17 protein-coding genes are annotated in these 17,413 nt (G+C 31.5%); 10 read left to right on the top strand and 7 right to left on the bottom strand.

All coding sequences use genetic code 11. The annotated features are described in order from the left end of the window. Positions 1 to 124 precede the first annotated feature (124 nt). Together ssp1_RS02695 and ssp1_RS02700 are read right to left on the bottom strand one after the other, a co-directional pair. Positions 125 to 1,492 carry a sensor histidine kinase gene (locus ssp1_RS02695; RefSeq protein WP_075778160.1) on the bottom strand — a complete coding sequence of 456 codons (1,368 nt, stop codon included), beginning with the start codon at positions 1,490 to 1,492 and terminating at the stop codon, positions 125 to 127. Beyond that, positions 1,485 to 2,159, bottom strand: coding sequence for a response regulator transcription factor (locus ssp1_RS02700; protein WP_002452404.1), 675 nt, complete (start codon positions 2,157 to 2,159; stop codon positions 1,485 to 1,487). Before ssp1_RS02700 ends, ssp1_RS02695 begins: the two co-directional genes overlap by 8 nt. A 133-nt stretch (positions 2,160 to 2,292) precedes the next feature. On the opposite strand from ssp1_RS02700, the gene ssp1_RS02705 reads away from it, so the two are divergent. Next, complete coding sequence (locus ssp1_RS02705; RefSeq protein WP_075778161.1) at positions 2,293 to 3,351, top strand: ABC transporter permease; 1,059 nt, start codon at positions 2,293 to 2,295, stop codon at positions 3,349 to 3,351. Beyond that, positions 3,351 to 4,025 carry an ABC transporter ATP-binding protein gene (locus ssp1_RS02710; RefSeq protein WP_107546632.1) on the top strand — a complete coding sequence of 225 codons (675 nt, stop codon included), beginning with the start codon at positions 3,351 to 3,353 and terminating at the stop codon, positions 4,023 to 4,025. The genes ssp1_RS02705 and ssp1_RS02710 overlap by 1 nt, the downstream gene beginning before the upstream one ends. Positions 4,026 to 4,085: 60 nt before the next feature. Here ssp1_RS02710 and ssp1_RS02715 read toward each other — a convergent pair whose 3' ends face one another. Further along, a complete protein-coding gene (locus ssp1_RS02715; RefSeq protein ID WP_075778163.1) occupies positions 4,086 to 5,048 on the bottom strand; it encodes a YdcF family protein in 963 nt (320 codons plus the stop codon). Positions 5,049 to 5,229: 181 nt separating this feature from the next. Between ssp1_RS02715 and ssp1_RS02720 the strand changes: the two genes are divergently transcribed. From ssp1_RS02720 to ssp1_RS02730, 3 genes are all read left to right on the top strand, one after another. Next, positions 5,230 to 5,688 (top strand): MarR family transcriptional regulator TcaR, encoded by a 459-nt coding sequence (locus ssp1_RS02720; protein WP_075778164.1) that lies wholly within the window; start codon positions 5,230 to 5,232, stop codon positions 5,686 to 5,688. A gap of 256 nt (positions 5,689 to 5,944) precedes the next feature. After that, entirely contained in the window at positions 5,945 to 7,360 is a 1,416-nt protein-coding gene (locus ssp1_RS02725; RefSeq protein WP_075778165.1) for a membrane-associated protein TcaA, read from the top strand. A 180-nt stretch (positions 7,361 to 7,540) separates the two neighbouring features. Beyond that, the gene (locus tag ssp1_RS02730; RefSeq protein ID WP_002452398.1) at positions 7,541 to 8,746 is read left to right on the top strand and encodes a putative multidrug effflux MFS transporter TcaB; all 1,206 of its coding nucleotides are present in this window, start codon (positions 7,541 to 7,543) and stop codon (positions 8,744 to 8,746) included. 71 nt (positions 8,747 to 8,817) lie between these two features. Here the strand turns inward: ssp1_RS02730 and ssp1_RS02735 are convergent, their stop codons facing one another. Beyond that, positions 8,818 to 9,369, bottom strand: a complete 552-nt coding sequence (locus tag ssp1_RS02735; RefSeq protein WP_002452397.1) for a TetR/AcrR family transcriptional regulator — start codon at positions 9,367 to 9,369, stop codon at positions 8,818 to 8,820. Positions 9,370 to 9,486: 117 nt separating this feature from the next. On the opposite strand from ssp1_RS02735, the gene ssp1_RS02740 reads away from it, so the two are divergent. Next, on the top strand, positions 9,487 to 10,134 hold the full coding sequence (locus ssp1_RS02740) for an HlyD family secretion protein (RefSeq protein WP_075778166.1): 648 nt from the start codon (positions 9,487 to 9,489) through the stop codon (positions 10,132 to 10,134). Positions 10,135 to 10,146: 12 nt separating this feature from the next. Next, positions 10,147 to 12,114, top strand: a complete 1,968-nt coding sequence (locus ssp1_RS02745) for a DHA2 family efflux MFS transporter permease subunit (protein ID WP_107535880.1) — start codon at positions 10,147 to 10,149, stop codon at positions 12,112 to 12,114. 420 nt (positions 12,115 to 12,534) lie between these two features. On the opposite strand, the gene ssp1_RS02750 is transcribed toward ssp1_RS02745, so the two are convergent. Beyond that, a complete protein-coding gene (locus ssp1_RS02750; protein WP_075778168.1) occupies positions 12,535 to 13,173 on the bottom strand; it encodes a hypothetical protein in 639 nt (212 codons plus the stop codon). A gap of 228 nt (positions 13,174 to 13,401) precedes the next feature. On the opposite strand from ssp1_RS02750, the gene ssp1_RS02755 reads away from it, so the two are divergent. Continuing rightward, positions 13,402 to 14,304, top strand: coding sequence for an alpha/beta hydrolase fold domain-containing protein (locus ssp1_RS02755; RefSeq protein WP_049424203.1), 903 nt, complete (start codon positions 13,402 to 13,404; stop codon positions 14,302 to 14,304). A gap of 47 nt (positions 14,305 to 14,351) precedes the next feature. Here ssp1_RS02755 and ssp1_RS02760 read toward each other — a convergent pair whose 3' ends face one another. Next, complete coding sequence (locus ssp1_RS02760) at positions 14,352 to 14,750, bottom strand: hypothetical protein (protein ID WP_075778169.1); 399 nt, start codon at positions 14,748 to 14,750, stop codon at positions 14,352 to 14,354. Next, positions 14,747 to 15,232, bottom strand: coding sequence for a thioesterase family protein (locus ssp1_RS02765; protein WP_107535878.1), 486 nt, complete (start codon positions 15,230 to 15,232; stop codon positions 14,747 to 14,749). The genes ssp1_RS02760 and ssp1_RS02765 overlap by 4 nt, the downstream gene beginning before the upstream one ends. Before the next feature lie 115 nt (positions 15,233 to 15,347). Here ssp1_RS02765 and corA point away from each other — a divergent pair, with 115 nt between their 5' ends. Both corA and fni read left to right on the top strand, forming a co-directional pair. Next, a complete protein-coding gene (corA, locus tag ssp1_RS02770) occupies positions 15,348 to 16,295 on the top strand; it encodes a magnesium/cobalt transporter CorA (protein WP_075778171.1) in 948 nt (315 codons plus the stop codon). Positions 16,296 to 16,340: 45 nt separating this feature from the next. After that, entirely contained in the window at positions 16,341 to 17,390 is a 1,050-nt protein-coding gene (fni, locus tag ssp1_RS02775; protein ID WP_075778172.1) for a type 2 isopentenyl-diphosphate Delta-isomerase, read from the top strand. Positions 17,391 to 17,413: the final 23 nt, after the last annotated feature.

The raw sequence follows: 17,413 nt of genomic DNA on the forward strand, positions 1-17,413 counted from the left end.
AATCATTAAAACATAATAATTATTTGGAAAAGGATAAATAAAGATAAGCGGTTAATATATAAAGCTATGTGGTTAATTATCAAAGATAATAACCACATAGCTTTATTGCTCATTTGTGAAAGTATTATATATTTTTGGGCAAAATAATTGTAAAGGTTGTACCATCTTGATGGTTACTAGTAACGTGTATTTTTCCGTGATGGAGCTGGATTATAGATTGTGTAATAGCTAGACCCAACCCGTTACTATTGTCATCTGTACTACGCTTGTAAAAGCGCTCAAACAAATGAGATTGCTCTAACGTGTCGATGATATCACCTTGATTAGTAACTTGAATTTGAATGCCTTGAGCTATTTGTTTCAATTCAATATTAATGAGTGATGCATCGTAAGAATACTTGATGGCATTGCTAATAAGATTACTAACGGCCTGATGTATCAGTCTTTCATTTCCTAGGAAATAAGTAGACTCTAAATCTGACATCAGCATAAGTGATTTTTGATCGATAGCGTAATGTTCATGTCGTACAATGTGATTGATTAATTGATCGAGTTGAATATAATCCGAAAATGTTAAATGCTGTGCATTATCTAGTTCTGAAAGTAATAGTAATTCTTTTGTTAGTTCGCTCAACTGGTTTGTAATTTGATAGATATGATTAATACTTTGTTGACGTTCATTTTGACTTTTAGCGCGTTCTAAATCGACTAATGATTGTCTAATGTGTGTGAGTGGTGTTTTAATTTCATGTGATACATTCTGAACAAAATGTTGTCGCATTTCATCAACTTGCTTTAAAGATTGACGCATCGTATCAAAGCGATATTGTAGTGTGCCTATTTCATCTTGACGGGTCTGTTTGATAGGAGTGTTAAAGTCCCCATTCATTAATCTTTCTGTACCTTGTTTTAATTGTTTAACAGGCCTAACAATGGCATAGGTTGAAGCGATGACAAGTGAAATAGAGATTAATAATAATAAAGTTAAGAGTACTGCTAAAAATAATCTAAACTCACTAAATGTTTCACCAATATCAGGACGCATAAAGACAGCGACGATTTCGTGATGATTTTTAAATTGTAAACCTACAGTGTTATCCGTTTCATTATCGAAAAAGCCAGTTACAAAAAGTTCGAAAGACTTATTTTTAATACCATGATATTCGTTGCCATTTAAGACACTTTTAATATGACGTTGTGATAAGTTGTCTTTTCTAAATTTTGCACCATAGAATGTTTTTTTACCATCCTGATCAACTGTCATAATTTGATAATTCATCTGACCAAGATGTTTAAAATAATGATTAAGTTGATTATTATTGTCACTTTCAAAATCTCTTGATTCTTTTAACGTTGTCATGATTTTCGCATCATTAGACGCCTTTAAATTAAAATGGTAATAGATATTTGTCAAAATAAAACTAATAAAGGCACTGAATAATATGACAGTAATAGTATAGACAGCGATTCTGATATATAACGTTTTAAACATGATGTTCTACCTTATAACCTTGACCACGTACTGTTTTAATTGTCACGTCTGAATCTAGTTGCTGCAATCGTTGTCGCAATCGTTTTATATGTACGTCAATAGTTCTTTCATCACCTTCGTAATCATAACCCCATATTTTTTCGATAAGATGTGTCCTAGAAAATATTTGCTTTTCATTTGAAGCTAATAGAAATAAAAGTTGAAATTCTTTGTTAGGTAATGTCATCGTTTTACCATTTACTACTACTTCCATATAAGCTTGATGTAACGTTAAATTCCCAATCGTTAATGTTTCATCCGCATGGATGTGGTAACGACGTAAGACAGCCTTAATACGATAGATCAACTCTTTAACTTCAAAAGGCTTAGTTAAATAATCATCCGTCCCACTTATAAATGCACGTTCTTTATCACTAAGTGCATCTCTCGCCGTTAACATAATCACTGGTAAATCATAAACTTCTTTAATCATATGACATAATTCAAATCCATCCATCCCATGCATCATAATATCCACGATTGCAATATCGACTGGATGATTATCAAGAAAATGAAGTGCTTCTTCACCATTTGTATGCGTATATGTATAGAAATGTTCTTTTTCTAAATGTGTTACAACGTAATTTAATATTTTAGGATCATCATCTACAATAAGGCAACGATTCATATCCACACTCCTTTTTTCCTTTATTATACAATGAATAAATTTTAGAAAACAATGTATGCTTGAGTTCACATTCAGTTCACAAATGTTTCTTATGATACAACTATCAACAAACATAGTTTAGGAGCGAGTATGAATGAAATTAGCATGGAATGAAATTAAATTTTATAAGTTTAGATATGTATTAATCATGTTAATCATTGTCTTATTAAGCTTAATGGTGTTATTTATTAGTGGTTTAGCACAAGGACTAGCTAGAGAAAATGTGTCTATGTTCGATCAATTTAAATCAACACATTATATTACTCAAGATATGAAAGAACCTCAGATTGAAAAATCTCATCTATCATCAAAACAGCAAATGAAAATTAATAAGGTGATTAATATAAAGCCAACTCAAATGAATATACAAAGTTTAGAAGTGGCTGGTAATAATGATGAAGATGTACTCACAATGTATTCTCCACAAGAACAGCAATTTGATTTGAAGGAAGGACAACTACCTACAAAGAAGAATCAAATTGCAGTGAATCAAAAACTGACAGGTGAAGGTATTAAAATAGGGGACGATATTCAGTTCAAACACCATCAACAAACATATAAAGTTACAGGCGTTCTTGATGATGCAATGTATGCACATAGCTCTATCGTATTGATGAATCAAAAGGGGTTCCAGGATATTAATAGACTATATGCGTTATTTTATCCTGTTAACACACTATCTCAACAGGAAGAAAAGCAAATAAACGATATTCCAGGAATCAAAGTGACGAGTACCGGTGAATTGAAAGCAAACATCGCAAGTTATCAAGCTGAACAAGCACCTTTAAAAATGATGGTGATGAGTCTGTTCGTTATTACAGCAATCGTTCTGAGTGCTTTCTTTTATGTCATGACCATTCAAAAAGTATCAGAAATTGGCATTTTAAAAGCAATAGGAATCAAAACAAGACATTTACTGACTTCTTTATTACTTCAAATTCTAATAGTGACATTATTATCCGTAGTCATTTCAGTCGGTATAATTGCTGGTATTGCTATGATTTTACCTGTGACCATGCCATTTCATTTAAATACAATAAATTATATTTTAGTGATTGGTATTTTTATTATCGTTGCTATAGTCGGCGCATTATTATCATTTATTAAAGTTGTTAAGGTTGATCCAATAGAAGCAATAGGAGGTGGAGAATAGTGTCATTACAAGTTAATCATCTTGTGAAAACATTTGGTAAAGGAGATACTGAAACAAAGGTATTGAAAGATATTGATATCACAATTGAACCAGGAGAGTTTGTTATACTTTCTGGTGCTTCAGGTTCAGGAAAATCTACTTTATTATCCATTCTAGGTGGTTTACTTTCCCAAACAAAAGGAGAGATTAATTACCAAGGAAAGCCATTATTTTCAAATACTCGACGTAATACTGAACGTCGTTTAACGGATATTGGATTTATATTCCAATCATCTCATTTAGTGCCTTATTTATCAGTGAGGGATCAACTTACAATTGTAGGAAGAGAAGCAGGAATGTCTAAAAAGGAAGCAAATCAACGAGCGTCGAAGTTATTAATGGACATTGGATTATCAGACAAATTAAATGCCTTTCCTCATATGTTATCGGGTGGACAAAAGCAAAGAGTTGCGATTATGAGAGCATTGATGAATGATCCTAAACTGTTATTAGCAGATGAACCAACAGCTAGTTTAGATGCTAAACGAGCATTATCCGTAGTAAAAATGATTAAAGAGGAAATTATAAATAATGATATGTGTGGCATTATGGTCACACATGACCAACGATTGTTTGAATATGCTGATAAAGTCATTTACCTTGAAGATGGCAAGATTGCAAAGTATATCAATTGATAGAACATTTATAAAAAAGTGTCTTATGTACGTAAAAATGTAGCGTATACAAGACACTTTTTATTTTATCCATAAAATGATGATACTTATCCAAAATGTGAGTGCAAAATATATCGTTAAAAGTAATCGGTATTGATACATCACGCCTAAAAAGTCTCTAATTAAAGCAATATGGAAGAAATGATAAGGCGTATGACTGCCAACACCATAGGTTGGAATATCTAAATTTTGGGCTAACTTGAGTGCTCGCAATATATGAAACTGACTTGTGACACATACCATCTTTGGCATATTGTTAAAATATTGAAGAATAATTTCTTTAGAGTATACAAAGTTTGTGTGTGTATTAGTAGATTGTTGTTCTAATAAAATATTGTCATTAGGGACGCCTTGTTTAATCAAATATCGTTGCATTGCGATTGACTCTGGTATAGGTTCATCTGGCCCCTGTCCGCCTGATACAAGTAGTTGAGGCTTATGTTCAGAATGATGATAAATTTCAAGTGCACGGTCTAATCGTTCTTTTAACATTGGTGTCACTTCTTCAGTAAATATACCTGCCCCTAATACAATAATTAAATCAACTGATTGAATGAAATGACGTGAACCAAAGACAGATGACCATATGAGATAACAAAGAAATGCATATAATGTTGTAAATCCAATCAAACATAGCCATAATGCAATGCCATTAATAATAAGTAACGGTGAAAAGATAATATAGTAACAAGCACTAATAAATAACGTTAAGCGCATGACGCTCAAACCCATTTGTTTAATAAATTGACGACCACGCGGATTAAACAAAATAGCATGGTGTTTAAATAAACAAAATGAGATTAAAATAAGCATAAGCACCATCAATTCATATGGAATGCTATACGTAATGAGATGAAATATTAAATTCAAGAAACCTAATATAATAGTAGAAATAAATCCTGTCACACTCAAAGTGACGTACTGGTTAATTAATAATGACAAGACAATCATGATGATAAGTAATGTTAAAATCAAAGGAATCATGCGCGTGCACCTCAATATTGTATGTACATATAAATGTAGTTGATAGTAAATAAATAAGCAACTCAAAAGTTATTGTGATAAAACTGTTTTAAAGGTTTCATTTTATAATTTTTCTTGATATCATTTATAGGATGAAAAATAAATAATTTATATAAATCAACACGGTCTTGAGGATATATATATGACTAGACAATTAGAAGATCATATCGCATTTTTAGAAATGTTTATCAATAATGTAAATACTTTAACTGCTAAATTGTTGAAAGATTTACAAAATGAATACGGCATTTCCGTCGAACAATCCAATGTTTTAGCAATGCTTAATAATGAATCGATGACAATAAGTCAAATTACAGAAAAACAAGGTGTTAATAAAGCAGCGGTAAGCAGAAGAATTAGTAAATTATTAGATGTAGGATTAGTTGTTCTAGAAAAGCCCAATGCTAATATCGATCAAAGGCTAAAGTTTATAACTTTATCTAAAAAAGGCAAGGCCTACATGGAGAAGCGTAAAACATTGATTAATGATATCGCAATGGATTTTACAAAAGATTTCTCTTCCGAAGATTTAGATCAAGTGAGACATATCTTAGAAGTTATTAATTATCGAATGACAAATTACAGCTCTAAATTATCGTAAATATCATTAAATAAACACTATACATAATAGAAGTTTTAGGAATATAATTTGATAATAGATGAGTCATAAGACTAAATATGTATGTTGTTGGAAATCATTTAGTTATATAATGAAATTATCTGTAATAATAGAATGTATATTGATTGAATTATTGAAATTAATAATAAATTAATCGTTTTTAACAATAGATATAAATTGTAGATGGGAAATATTTTTTAAACTGACGAGTGTTTGGAAATTGAGTAGAGGTGATAAGATGAAACAGTGCCCTCAGTGTGGTGCTTCTGTGGAGAAGGATGCACACACTTGTCAAAATTGTGGCCAGTCAATAAAAAAAGAAACAAAGAATAAAAGTAAGCAAAGTAATAGCGAACAACATGAAAACAGCACAAATCAATCTTCAAATAAAACGACAAATATAAAGATTAGAAAGATTGTACCAGTTGCGATTATATTTTTTATTATCATCTTATTGGTCATTTTATTTTTCCTATTAAGAAATTTTAATTCACCTAATGCTCAAACAAAAATTTTAGTCAATGCGATAGACAATGACGATAATCAAAAAGTGGCTACATTACTCAGTACTAAAGATAATAAGGTAGATCCTGATGAAGCTTCGGCATATATTAAATATATAAAAAAAGAAGTAGGAATAAAAAACTTTATTAGAGATGTCAGAAATACAGTTGATAAATTAAATAAAAGCCATTCTAGCGTGGCATCTTATATTCAAACAAGGGATGGTCAAGATGTGTTACGCGTGAGTAAAAATGGGACACGATATCTTATATTTGATAATATGAGTTTCAATGCACCGACAAAACAACCGGTTGTCAAACCGAAAGTAGATACAAAATATGAATTTAAATCCGGTGGTAAACGTAAAAAAGTAATTGCAGAAGCGGATAAAACAACGCCATTAGGCCATTATATTCCAGGTAATTATAGTATTGATGCTACTAAAGAAACGAAGAATGGTGTGTTTAGTGGGAAACTTGACTTTGATTTTAAAGTTACAAATAGTGAGACCGTCAATGTGACTGAAGATTTTGATGAAGCACATCTCAACATTAAATTAAAAGGTGCATCTAAACTTACTGATAAATCAAAAAAAGTGATTATTAATGATCGTACGTTATCATATTCAAATTCTAAAGAGTATGGTCCATATCCGAAGAATAAAGATATCACTGTATCTGCTGAAGGTTCAGCTAAAGATAAAACTTTCGAATCAGAAACTAAGACCATTAAAGCTTCAAAACTTAAAGATAATACGACAATCACATTAGATTTCGATAGTGATGAAATTGATAAATATGTTGCTAAAAAAGAAAAAGAAGAAAATAGTTTGAAAAACAAACTCACTCAATTTTTTAGTGGGTACTCATTGGCATTAAATTCAGCAATGAATGAAAATAACTTTGATTTAATATCAAGTTACTTTAAGAAAAACACTTCATTATATGACACCATGAAACATCAATTAGAGAATAATCAATTAGTATCATTTCAAACAAATCAAGTCATAAGTGCAAGTCAAAGTGGAGATAAAGTGAAAGCGACGATCCAACAAATAAATGAAAATGGTCAATTGATTAATAAAGATTATGAATTAGAAGAAACATCCAAAGGTAATGATTTTAATTTAATTAAAGAATCTAACGAATAAATAGTAATGATGGGCGTAGGACATGTGATCTTATTTTAAATAACGAACACTGACCTGCGTCCTATTTTTATATGTAGGGAGAAAAATATTCAATTGCATAAAATAGAATGTATAGCGTAATATATTGATATATGTAAAAATCTAGCCATTTACTAAATAAATATTAAGGTGGTTTCAGAAATGAATCAGAAGGTACAATCGAAAAAGCAATCCCCTATATTTGTAATCATCTTAGGTGCACTTACAGCAATTGGTGCATTATCTATAGATATGTTTTTACCGGGATTACCAGAAATTAAAAATGACTTCCATACAACAACGTCAAATGCACAACTCACATTATCATTATTTATGATTGGGTTAGCGTTAGGAAACTTATTTGCTGGTCCTATATCAGATGCGACCGGAAGAAAGAAACCGTTATGGATATCCATGTTCATTTATACATTAGCAAGTTTAGGTATTGTCTTTGTTACTAATATCGAAGTAATGATTGCGTTACGCTTTATTCAAGGTGTAACAGGTGGGGCAGCTTCCGTTATTTCAAGAGCTATTGCCAGTGATATGTATAAAGGTAAGGAGTTAACAAAATTTTTATCATTACTCATGTTAGTAAACGGTGTTGCACCAGTTATTGCTCCAGCAATTGGTGGTATTATTTTAAGCTTCGCCGTTTGGAGAATGGTATTTATTATATTAACTGTATTTGGCATATTAATGGTTATTGGTTCTCTAACCAAAGTGCCTGAGTCTTTACAGGAAGATGAAAAAGATAGTAACGGCATTAAAGAAATGTTTAAAAACTTTAAACATCTATTAGCGACACCTAAATTTGTATTACCAATGTTAATTCAAGGATTTTCATTTATTATGTTATTTACCTATATCTCAGCATCACCTTTTATTATTCAAAAAATATATGGCATGTCAGCGTTACAATTTAGTATTATGTTTGCAGCGATTGGCATTACTTTAATTATTTCAAGTCAATTAGTGGGTGTACTTGTCGATCGAATAGAGAGACGACAATTGTTAAAAATTGTGACATATATTCAAGTACTTGGCGTTGTGATTGTAGCTATGACACTGCTTAATCATTTGAGTTTTTGGATATTAGTCATTGGATTTATTGTCTTAGTTGCACCGGTTACAGCAGTCGCAAGTTTAGGCTTTTCAATTGCTATGGATGAAAGTACAAAAGGGCGAGGCAGTGCTTCCAGTTTATTAGGATTGGTACAATTTCTATTAGGAGGACTTATGTCTTCATTAGTTAATGTCATGGGCGAACATAATGTAACACCTTATGTTGTGATTATTAGTATAACAGCAGTAATTATGATTATTTTACAGACTATTTATACGAGACTACAACGTCGAACATCATAATTGATTTGAGTAACGATACAAAAAATAGCCAGAAAATGAGTTATATATGCTCATTTTCTGGCTTAATTTGATTATCTTTGTAATTTAATTGTATTTGCTAATAGGTTTTCAGCAATTACTTCTGGAGACTCTTTGCAACCATTGCGTAACCAATAAAATATGACACCAACTTGTCCACCGATAGAATAGGTGATGAACAATGATTTATTTTGAATTGAATTTGGATAATCTTCAATCACATTTTCATAAGCAACTTTAGTAGCGTTAAAATATTCCATTGCTAATCCTTTATTAGGATATGTAATAAATATAGCTCGATAGAATGCTTCTTTACGTTTAATATATTTCGTAACAATTAAAAAGAATTTATATAACTTAGTTTTATCGACACGCACACTTTCAAAGTTGTTATATAAAGACTTGAGTAATTTCAAATATTTAGATAAATGATAATTTTGAATTTGTTCTAATAAATCATATTTATCTTTGTAATGATCATAAAAGGTTGAGCGGTTAACGCCACTATAAGCACAGATCATTTTAATCGTTATTTCGTCGAATGGATATTCATCTAATAAATCTATCATACTTTGAATAATTTTAAATTTAGCTCTTCGTTTCATAAGCAGTCATCTTAGTCATCAATCCGACACATTTTTTTAAAGTGTCGGTGTTTTTTTTATCTACATGTATCTATAATAGATAAAGTGAATTTTAAAAGCAAATAGGAGGATATATTCATGAAGAAAATGGTATTAATTAATATCATTACTATCATTGTGTTGATTGTTATCGGAGTAGTCGGTTTCTACTTCTGGAACAATGCAACGAGCTATGTTAGTACTGATAACGCCAAAGTAGATGGCGAACAAATGAAAATAGCAAGCCCTGCTTCAGGTGAAATTAAATCACTTGACGTTAAACAAGGTGAGAAACTTAAAAAAGGCGATAAAGTTGCTGAAGTTGTAGCTCAAGGCGAAGGTGGTCAATCTAAAGAGATGAGCATCAAAATGCCTAAAGACGGCACAATCGTTAAAACAGATGGTATGGAAGGTTCAATGGCTCAAGCTGGGAACCCAATCGCTTATGCGTACAATTTAGATGATTTATATATTACTGCTAACGTTGATGAAAAAGACGTTGCTGATATTGAAAAAGGTAATGACGTTGATGTTGATATCGACGGACAAAAAGCAACTGTAAGTGGTAAAGTCGATCAAATCGGTGATGCTACAGCAGCTAGCTTCTCATTAATGCCTTCATCTAATAGTGATGGTAACTACACTAAAGTATCACAAGTTGTACCAGTTAGAATTTCTCTAGATTCTGAACCATCTAAAAATGTTGTTCCAGGTATGAACGCTGAAGTCAAAATTCATAAAAATTAAGGGGGTCATTAAATGACAACGACCTTCATTATTGTTTATATTTTAATCGCGCTCATACTTCTTGGTTTGATTAATTTCTTCATCGTTAAAAGTAAGAAAAAATCTAAAAACCAAAAAGTGGAACAACGCTCAACAAAAGGTTCTGAGAGTCAATCATATCAATCTAAATTTAAAGCAAGTGATTTAGAAAAATCTGAGTCACAAACATCATCTCCAAATGATTTTAGTTCTACTTCTAATCACATTGAAGATGATAAAAGAAAACATCATTTCGAATCTATAAATGAATCGGATGATTCTATAAAGAATGAACAAGGGACGTTACGTCGCTCTGAAGACACTTCTCATAAATCAGATGAGGAGAATGAAGTTGACGAAGTTCACAAACCAATTAACCCTAACTCAGAAGAGGCTAGAGTTAATGAGAAGATTAAAAATCAACAGTCTGATTTTATCTTCGGTAAAGGTATCACAAGAGGTAAGATTTTAGCGGCAATGTTATTTGGTATGTTTATTGCTATTTTAAACCAAACTTTATTAAATGTTGCCTTACCTAAAATTAATACTGAATTTAATATTTCTGCATCAACTGGTCAATGGTTAATGACAGGATTTATGTTAGTTAACGGTATTTTAATACCAATAAGTGCTTTCCTATTTAATAAATATTCTTATAGAAAGCTATTTATTATAGGTTTAGTACTCTTTACATTTGGTTCATTGATATGTGCGATTTCAATGAACTTCCCGATAATGATGACAGGACGTGTTTTACAAGCTATCGGTGCTGGTATCTTAATGCCATTAGGTTCTAATGTTATTGTTACGATTTTCCCTCCAGAAAAACGTGGTGTAGCAATGGGAACAATGGGTATTGCCATGATTTTAGCACCAGCAATCGGACCAACATTATCTGGTTATATTGTACAAAATTATGACTGGAACTTAATGTTCTACGGTATGTTCTTTATCGGACTTGTTACAATTGCAGTTGGTTTCTTCTGGTTTAGACTGTACCAAAGAACAACGAATCCTAAAGCCGATGTACCTGGTATTATTTACAGTACAATTGGGTTCGGCGCTTTATTATATGGTTTCTCTGAAGCTGGTAATAAAGGTTGGGGTTCAACTGAAATTGTTTCAATGTTTATCATTGGTATTATTTTCATTACCTTATTTGTTATTAGAGAATTAAGAATGAAAGCACCAATGTTAAATTTAGAAGTTTTAAAATACCCAACATATACACTAACAACAGTGATTAATATGATTGTTATGATGAGTTTATATGGTGGTATGATTCTTTTACCAATCTATTTACAAAATCTACGTGGTTTCTCAGCGTTAGATTCAGGTCTATTAATGCTTCCGGGTGCATTAGTAATGGGTGCCTTAGGTCCTATTGCAGGTAAATTACTTGATACGATTGGTATTAAACCATTAGCTATTTTTGGTATTGGCGTTATGACATACGCAACTTGGGAATTAACTAAGTTAAATATGGATACACCATACTTATCAATCATGGGTATTTATGTTTTACGTTCATTTGGTATGGCATTTATCATGATGCCTATCATGACTGCAGGTATGAACGCATTACCAGCGCGTTTAATTTCTCATGGTAACGCATTTGTAAATACGATGAGACAATTAGCAGGTTCAATTGGTACCGCCATTCTTGTTACTGTAATGACTACACAAACAACAAATCATGTTGCTGCATTTGGTGAAGAATTGGATAAAACAAATCCAATGGTTCAAGACCATATGCGTGAATTAGCACAACAATTTGGTGGCGAACAAGGTGCCATGAAAGTGTTATTACAATATGTTAACAAATTAGCTTCTGTAGAAGGTATTAACGATGCATTCATCATTGCAACTATTATAAGTTTAGTAGCACTTATTTTAAGTTTCTTCTTACAAAGTAAGAAAAAAGCAGATGCATCAGCCGCTAAATCAAGAGCAGAAGACTAAGACAAATTGATTAAGAGATGACTTAATGAATAAAAGTATTAAATAGAAGATGATAAAAATTGTGTTGTGGGGGCATGATTTTTATGGGATCGGTATCGACTTCGATATCGATCCCATTTTTTTAGTCAGGCTGGGACATAAATATATATTTCAAGTTACATTCATATTTAGGCAGTAGTTGACTGAAATGAAGATATGCTTGTACCAAGCTTTTCATTTCTAGTCAACCTTGCCGGGGTGGGACAACGAAATAAATTTTAAGAAAATATTATTTCTGTCCCACTCCCACTTATGCCTTAGGAAAACTAAGGCGAACAAAAAAGGAAACGAAGTTTGTTATAGTAGTATTTTAAAGATTTTAAAATAAAAAGTGCTATCGGGGTACACATCTAATCAGATGGCTCCAATGGCACTTTATAATTATTTAATACGAATTCTTCTATTTCTAAAGAATAAACTAATGATTAACAATCCAATACTGCATGCTAATAAAATTAACGCATTATGGATGGCATCAGCTTCAGTCACAACTTGATCCGGTGATACTGATAAATAATATTGTTTAAATGAATCTGCTATTTTTTCAGCTAAGGTATGAATAATATAACTAAAATACATTGTAATAACTAACATAATAGCCAAGAATAACATGTTAATAACTTTTAAAGCACTTCGATTAAAGATAATCGTTAATATAGATAAAATCATACTAATAATACATAAAGCGAAAAAGGCGTAAAAGACCAATAATAAGCGGTCAATGGATTGTTGTAGTTGGTCTATATTACCTAAATTGATATTAATATTACCAACTTGAGTTACAGTATCTTGGAAATTTTTAAGTTGATGGAAATCGATGGTTTGTTTAGCGAATACAATGTTAAAGATTGGTTGATTGTACATGCTATAACCTGTAATTGCTGTTAGTACAAATACGATAAATTGAATGATCATACTTACCCAAGAGCGTTTTTTCTTACCATATTGTTTACCGCGATGCATTGGTTCATTTTGAAATGCATCATCAAAGTTTTCTAATCTTCTTTGTTGATTAGTCATAATGCTGCCTCCTTGAAAATAGTCATATCTTTATTTATCATTTCCAGTCTTATTTTGTTATAATAATGAATAATCAAAGACAATAAAAATTAGACAATTTATAAAATGAAATTCATGACTAAATTAAAATATACTTTAAATTATATCCCTTTTTAAGTTACGAATGTAGGTTTTTAATCAAATTGTTTTTTAATTTTAAAAATTGCAAAGAGGTAGGTTTAGTTATTTATGAAGAATCGATTCATGAACCGAGTGGTAAACAAGTATATTCTGCACAATCGTTCAATATTTTTCGACAATGATGAAGCAGTGGATAAGTTTTTTGAAAAAAGACAAATTGAAAATGAAAAAAAACATAAACAACCCTCTACACTAAATGTTAAAGCGAATTTAGATAAACTGATGTTAGGGGATATGCAGGTATTTAGATTTAACTTTAGACACGAGTCAAAAAGAAAAATATTGTATTTACATGGTGGTTATAATACGTTGCAACCTTCACCATTTCATTGGAGATTTATTGATAAGTTAACATTATCTACCATACATGAAGTGGTGTTACCTATTTATCCTAAAGCACCAGACTATCATATTGAAGATACAGAAAAAGCAGTGAGAGATGTCTATAATCAACTCGTGGATGAAGTAGGTGCTGAACATATTATTGTGATGGGTGATGGATCTGGTGGCGCACTGGCATTGAATTTAGTTCAAACGCTCATCGAAAATAATGAACCAGTACCACGCCAATTATATTTAATTTCACCATTATTAGATGCTACATTATCAAACAAAGACATCACAGATGAACTTTTAGGGAAAGATATATTAATTAGTCGTTTCGGTGTCAATGAGATTATGAAACGTTGGGCAGAAGGTGTGCCTCTCACAGATAAACGTGTATCTCCAATATATGGTCCAATAGAAGGCTTACCACCTGTTTATATGTTTGGTGGTGGAAGAGAAATGATCAATCCAGATATGCATTTATTTAAAGAAAAATTAGAAATGATGGGTCAAGAAATTACGTTCTATGAATATCCAAGAATGGTTCATGATTTCCCACTGTATCCAATACGAGAATCACATAAAGTGATTAAACAAATTACCAAAGCACTTAATAATAATTAAAATGACAAAAACGATGAGCAACAATCTATGTTGTTCATCGTTTTTGTTTATTCCATAATAGAATTGATATGTTTGATAATGAAATTTTGTCCCTTTGAAAAGTAAAGATCAGCTATTGTTTCCTCAAAGTGACTCGGAATATCAGTCAAATTACTAAATGAAAAGACTTTTTCAATATTATCATTTCTTATACGACTTGCTAATTGATTATAGTGTTCAAGGAATTGTTCATCTTCGTCATATGTTTCAAGTAATTGATTCATTTCATCTATGGCTTGTTTTTGTCCTTGTATATAACTCATACGTGTCGCACGTTTGAATAACTTGGAAGCAGGACCATTGATAGTCAACGCTTTTTGTTCGTTTAAGTCACTTAGTCCTACTTTGACATCATCATACAAATCTAGTAATTCGTTTTGGATGGTATAGCGGATAGATTCACTCATGATTGATCCCCCTTATGAGGAATACCAATACGATGACCTAATTGCTTAGGCCATTCAATTGTTAGTTGTTCTTGTTGAGCATAGCGCTCAATTTGTTGATAATAATCTTCTGGAAACGCGGCAGAACGGCGCTTGTTTTGGTCGATTCCCATCATCATGACTTCATTGGTTGCAGCAACTTCACCATCTTGACGAATCATTCTTAAAAAGAAATGAACGCGTTTATAATCGTAATCATAAATATATAATTCAACGTAATATTGTTCATTTAATGTTAGTTCTGATAAAAAGCTAGTATGTTCTTCAATTGTAAATGTTGTGTATTCATATTGTGCACGTTCATCTAAAGAAAGACCGTGACTATAATTAAAATCATCAATGACATCACTAAAAATGATATTATAGTATGCATCATGCATATGATTATTGTGATCGATAAAATCTTCTGTCACTGTTTTACTTACAGTAAATGTTTGAGACATGACTATTACTCCTTTATTGTTTGCTTGATACTTATTTTACTAAATTAAATTAAGACATACACGTAATTCAATTCATGATAAAATAAAAAAGAATTGCTTATCAGGGGGTAAAGAGATGACGATGACCATTCGATACCAAACAACTACCCAACCTTTAACTGAGGTGAGTCGCATAGAAGATGTTCCAAGTAAAGCGACAATTGTTTGGTATGATTTTGAAGATGCTACAGAGAAAGAAAATGAATTTTTAAGAAATCATTTTGACTTTAACTATTTAGAAATCGATGATGCGATTAATGGCATTCCTCGTGCGAAATACAAGGCATATGAAGACTATCAATATATTGTTTTTCACAGTATATTAACACATGATTATGCTGCTATTGCTTTAAATGTTTTCTTGCAAGGTAATACATTGGTAACATATCATCATAAACGCTTTGAATCACTTAAAAAAGTAGTTCAAGATAATCAAAAACATCATGTTTCTGATTTGGACTGTGCGGATATAGTGATACATATATTAGATAGCATGGTAGATAAATATTTTAATTTTGTTTATGACATTGAAGATAAGGTATATACATTTGAGGACAGACATGTAGATGATCGCTATAGTAAAAGCGTAATGGATAATGTATTCCAACTACGTTCTGATTTGATTAAAATAAAGCGAGTTTTATTCCCAATGCAAGAATTGGTAGATACGATTAAAAGTGAAGGTAAGTTAATTATCGATACAAAGCATTCTATGTACATTCAACATATTGATGACCATTTAATTAAACAACGTAATGTAATTCGTACATCTCAAGAAATGACAAATGAAATACGTGAAAATTACGAATCCTATACTTCATTTAGAATGAATAATATTATGCAAATCTTAACATTAGTATCTGTAATATTTTCACCTTTAACTTTTATTGCAGGTATCTACGGCATGAACTTTGCGTACATGCCAGAATTAAATTGGCATTATGGCTACTTTATTTGTCTATTTGTCATGCTAATCATATCAATTATTTTAATTATCTTCTTCAAAAGAAAAAAATGGTTTTAAACCTTGTAATTATAAAATGAATCATTTGGAAAAGGCGGTATAGTAATGAGTGACTTTCAGAGAGAGCAAAGAAAAAATGAACATGTTGAAATAGCGATGGCTCAACATGATGCTACATTATCTGATTTTGATAAAGTGAGGTTTGTTCATCATTCGATTCCAAATATTGATGTAGATGATGTAGATTTAACAACTAAGACGTCCGATTTTAATATGAAATATCCAGTTTATATTAATGCCATGACGGGTGGTAGTGAATGGACAAAACAAATTAATGAAAAATTAGCGATTGTTGCACGTGAAACGGGGCTTGCAATGGCGGTAGGCTCAACACATGCTGCATTACGAAACCCTAAAATGGCAGAATCATTTACGATTGTTCGAGAAACGAATCCAGACGGTGTTATCTTTAGTAATGTTGGTGCTGATGTACCTGTAGACAAAGCAGTTAAAGCTGTTGAATTATTAGATGCACAGGCACTACAGATTCATGTTAACTCACCACAAGAATTAGTGATGCCTGAAGGTAATCGTGAGTTTGCTAATTGGATGGAAAATATCGAAGCAATTGTTAAAGCAGTAAATGTACCAGTGATTGTGAAAGAAGTAGGATTTGGTATGAGTAAAGAGACATATAAATCACTGCTTAACGTTGGTGTTACATACGTCGATGTCAGTGGACGTGGTGGAACCAATTTCGTAGATATTGAAAACGAGAGACGTTCAAATAAAGATATGGACTATTTATCTAATTGGGGACAATCAACAGTTGAATCACTATTAGAAAGTTCTGATTTTCAAGATAAACTGAATGTCTTTGCGAGTGGCGGTTTACGTACACCATTAGATGCTGTGAAATGTTTGGCGTTAGGTGCAAAAGCGGTAGGTATGTCGCGTCCGTTTTTAAATCAAGTTGAGCAAGCCGGAATCACACAAACCATTGAATATGTCGAATCATTTTTAGATCATATAAAGAAAATAATGACAATGTTAGATGCTAAAGATATTAATGAATTAACACATAAAGATATGATATTTAATGCAGATTTGTTATCTTGGGCTGAGCAACGTGGTTTAGATATCCATAGAGGTTAATTATATTAAGATGAGATAAATAA

This window comes from Staphylococcus sp. M0911, assembly GCF_003491325.1.
Lineage (GTDB): Bacteria > Bacillota > Bacilli > Staphylococcales > Staphylococcaceae > Staphylococcus > Staphylococcus warneri_A.

What these genes read in the sequence shown, in the direction of transcription:
- ssp1_RS02740 (WP_075778166.1), top strand. Translation starts at nt 9,487, where the DNA reads ATGAAGAAAATGGTATTAATTAATATCATTACTATCATTGTGTTGATT.
- ssp1_RS02705 (WP_075778161.1), top strand. Translation starts at nt 2,293, where the DNA reads ATGAAATTAGCATGGAATGAAATTAAATTTTATAAGTTTAGATATGTA.
- corA (WP_075778171.1), top strand. Translation starts at nt 15,348, where the DNA reads ATGACGATGACCATTCGATACCAAACAACTACCCAACCTTTAACTGAG.
- ssp1_RS02755 (WP_049424203.1), top strand. Translation starts at nt 13,402, where the DNA reads ATGAAGAATCGATTCATGAACCGAGTGGTAAACAAGTATATTCTGCAC.
- ssp1_RS02735 (WP_002452397.1), bottom strand. Translation starts at nt 9,369, where the DNA reads ATGAAACGAAGAGCTAAATTTAAAATTATTCAAAGTATGATAGATTTA.
- ssp1_RS02715 (WP_075778163.1), bottom strand. Translation starts at nt 5,048, where the DNA reads ATGATTCCTTTGATTTTAACATTACTTATCATCATGATTGTCTTGTCA.
- ssp1_RS02750 (WP_075778168.1), bottom strand. Translation starts at nt 13,173, where the DNA reads ATGACTAATCAACAAAGAAGATTAGAAAACTTTGATGATGCATTTCAA.
- fni (WP_075778172.1), top strand. Translation starts at nt 16,341, where the DNA reads ATGAGTGACTTTCAGAGAGAGCAAAGAAAAAATGAACATGTTGAAATA.
- ssp1_RS02760 (WP_075778169.1), bottom strand. Translation starts at nt 14,750, where the DNA reads ATGAGTGAATCTATCCGCTATACCATCCAAAACGAATTACTAGATTTG.
- ssp1_RS02725 (WP_075778165.1), top strand. Translation starts at nt 5,945, where the DNA reads ATGAAACAGTGCCCTCAGTGTGGTGCTTCTGTGGAGAAGGATGCACAC.
- ssp1_RS02700 (WP_002452404.1), bottom strand. Translation starts at nt 2,159, where the DNA reads ATGAATCGTTGCCTTATTGTAGATGATGATCCTAAAATATTAAATTAC.
- ssp1_RS02730 (WP_002452398.1), top strand. Translation starts at nt 7,541, where the DNA reads ATGAATCAGAAGGTACAATCGAAAAAGCAATCCCCTATATTTGTAATC.
- ssp1_RS02695 (WP_075778160.1), bottom strand. Translation starts at nt 1,492, where the DNA reads ATGTTTAAAACGTTATATATCAGAATCGCTGTCTATACTATTACTGTC.
- ssp1_RS02745 (WP_107535880.1), top strand. Translation starts at nt 10,147, where the DNA reads ATGACAACGACCTTCATTATTGTTTATATTTTAATCGCGCTCATACTT.
- ssp1_RS02765 (WP_107535878.1), bottom strand. Translation starts at nt 15,232, where the DNA reads ATGTCTCAAACATTTACTGTAAGTAAAACAGTGACAGAAGATTTTATC.
- ssp1_RS02720 (WP_075778164.1), top strand. Translation starts at nt 5,230, where the DNA reads ATGACTAGACAATTAGAAGATCATATCGCATTTTTAGAAATGTTTATC.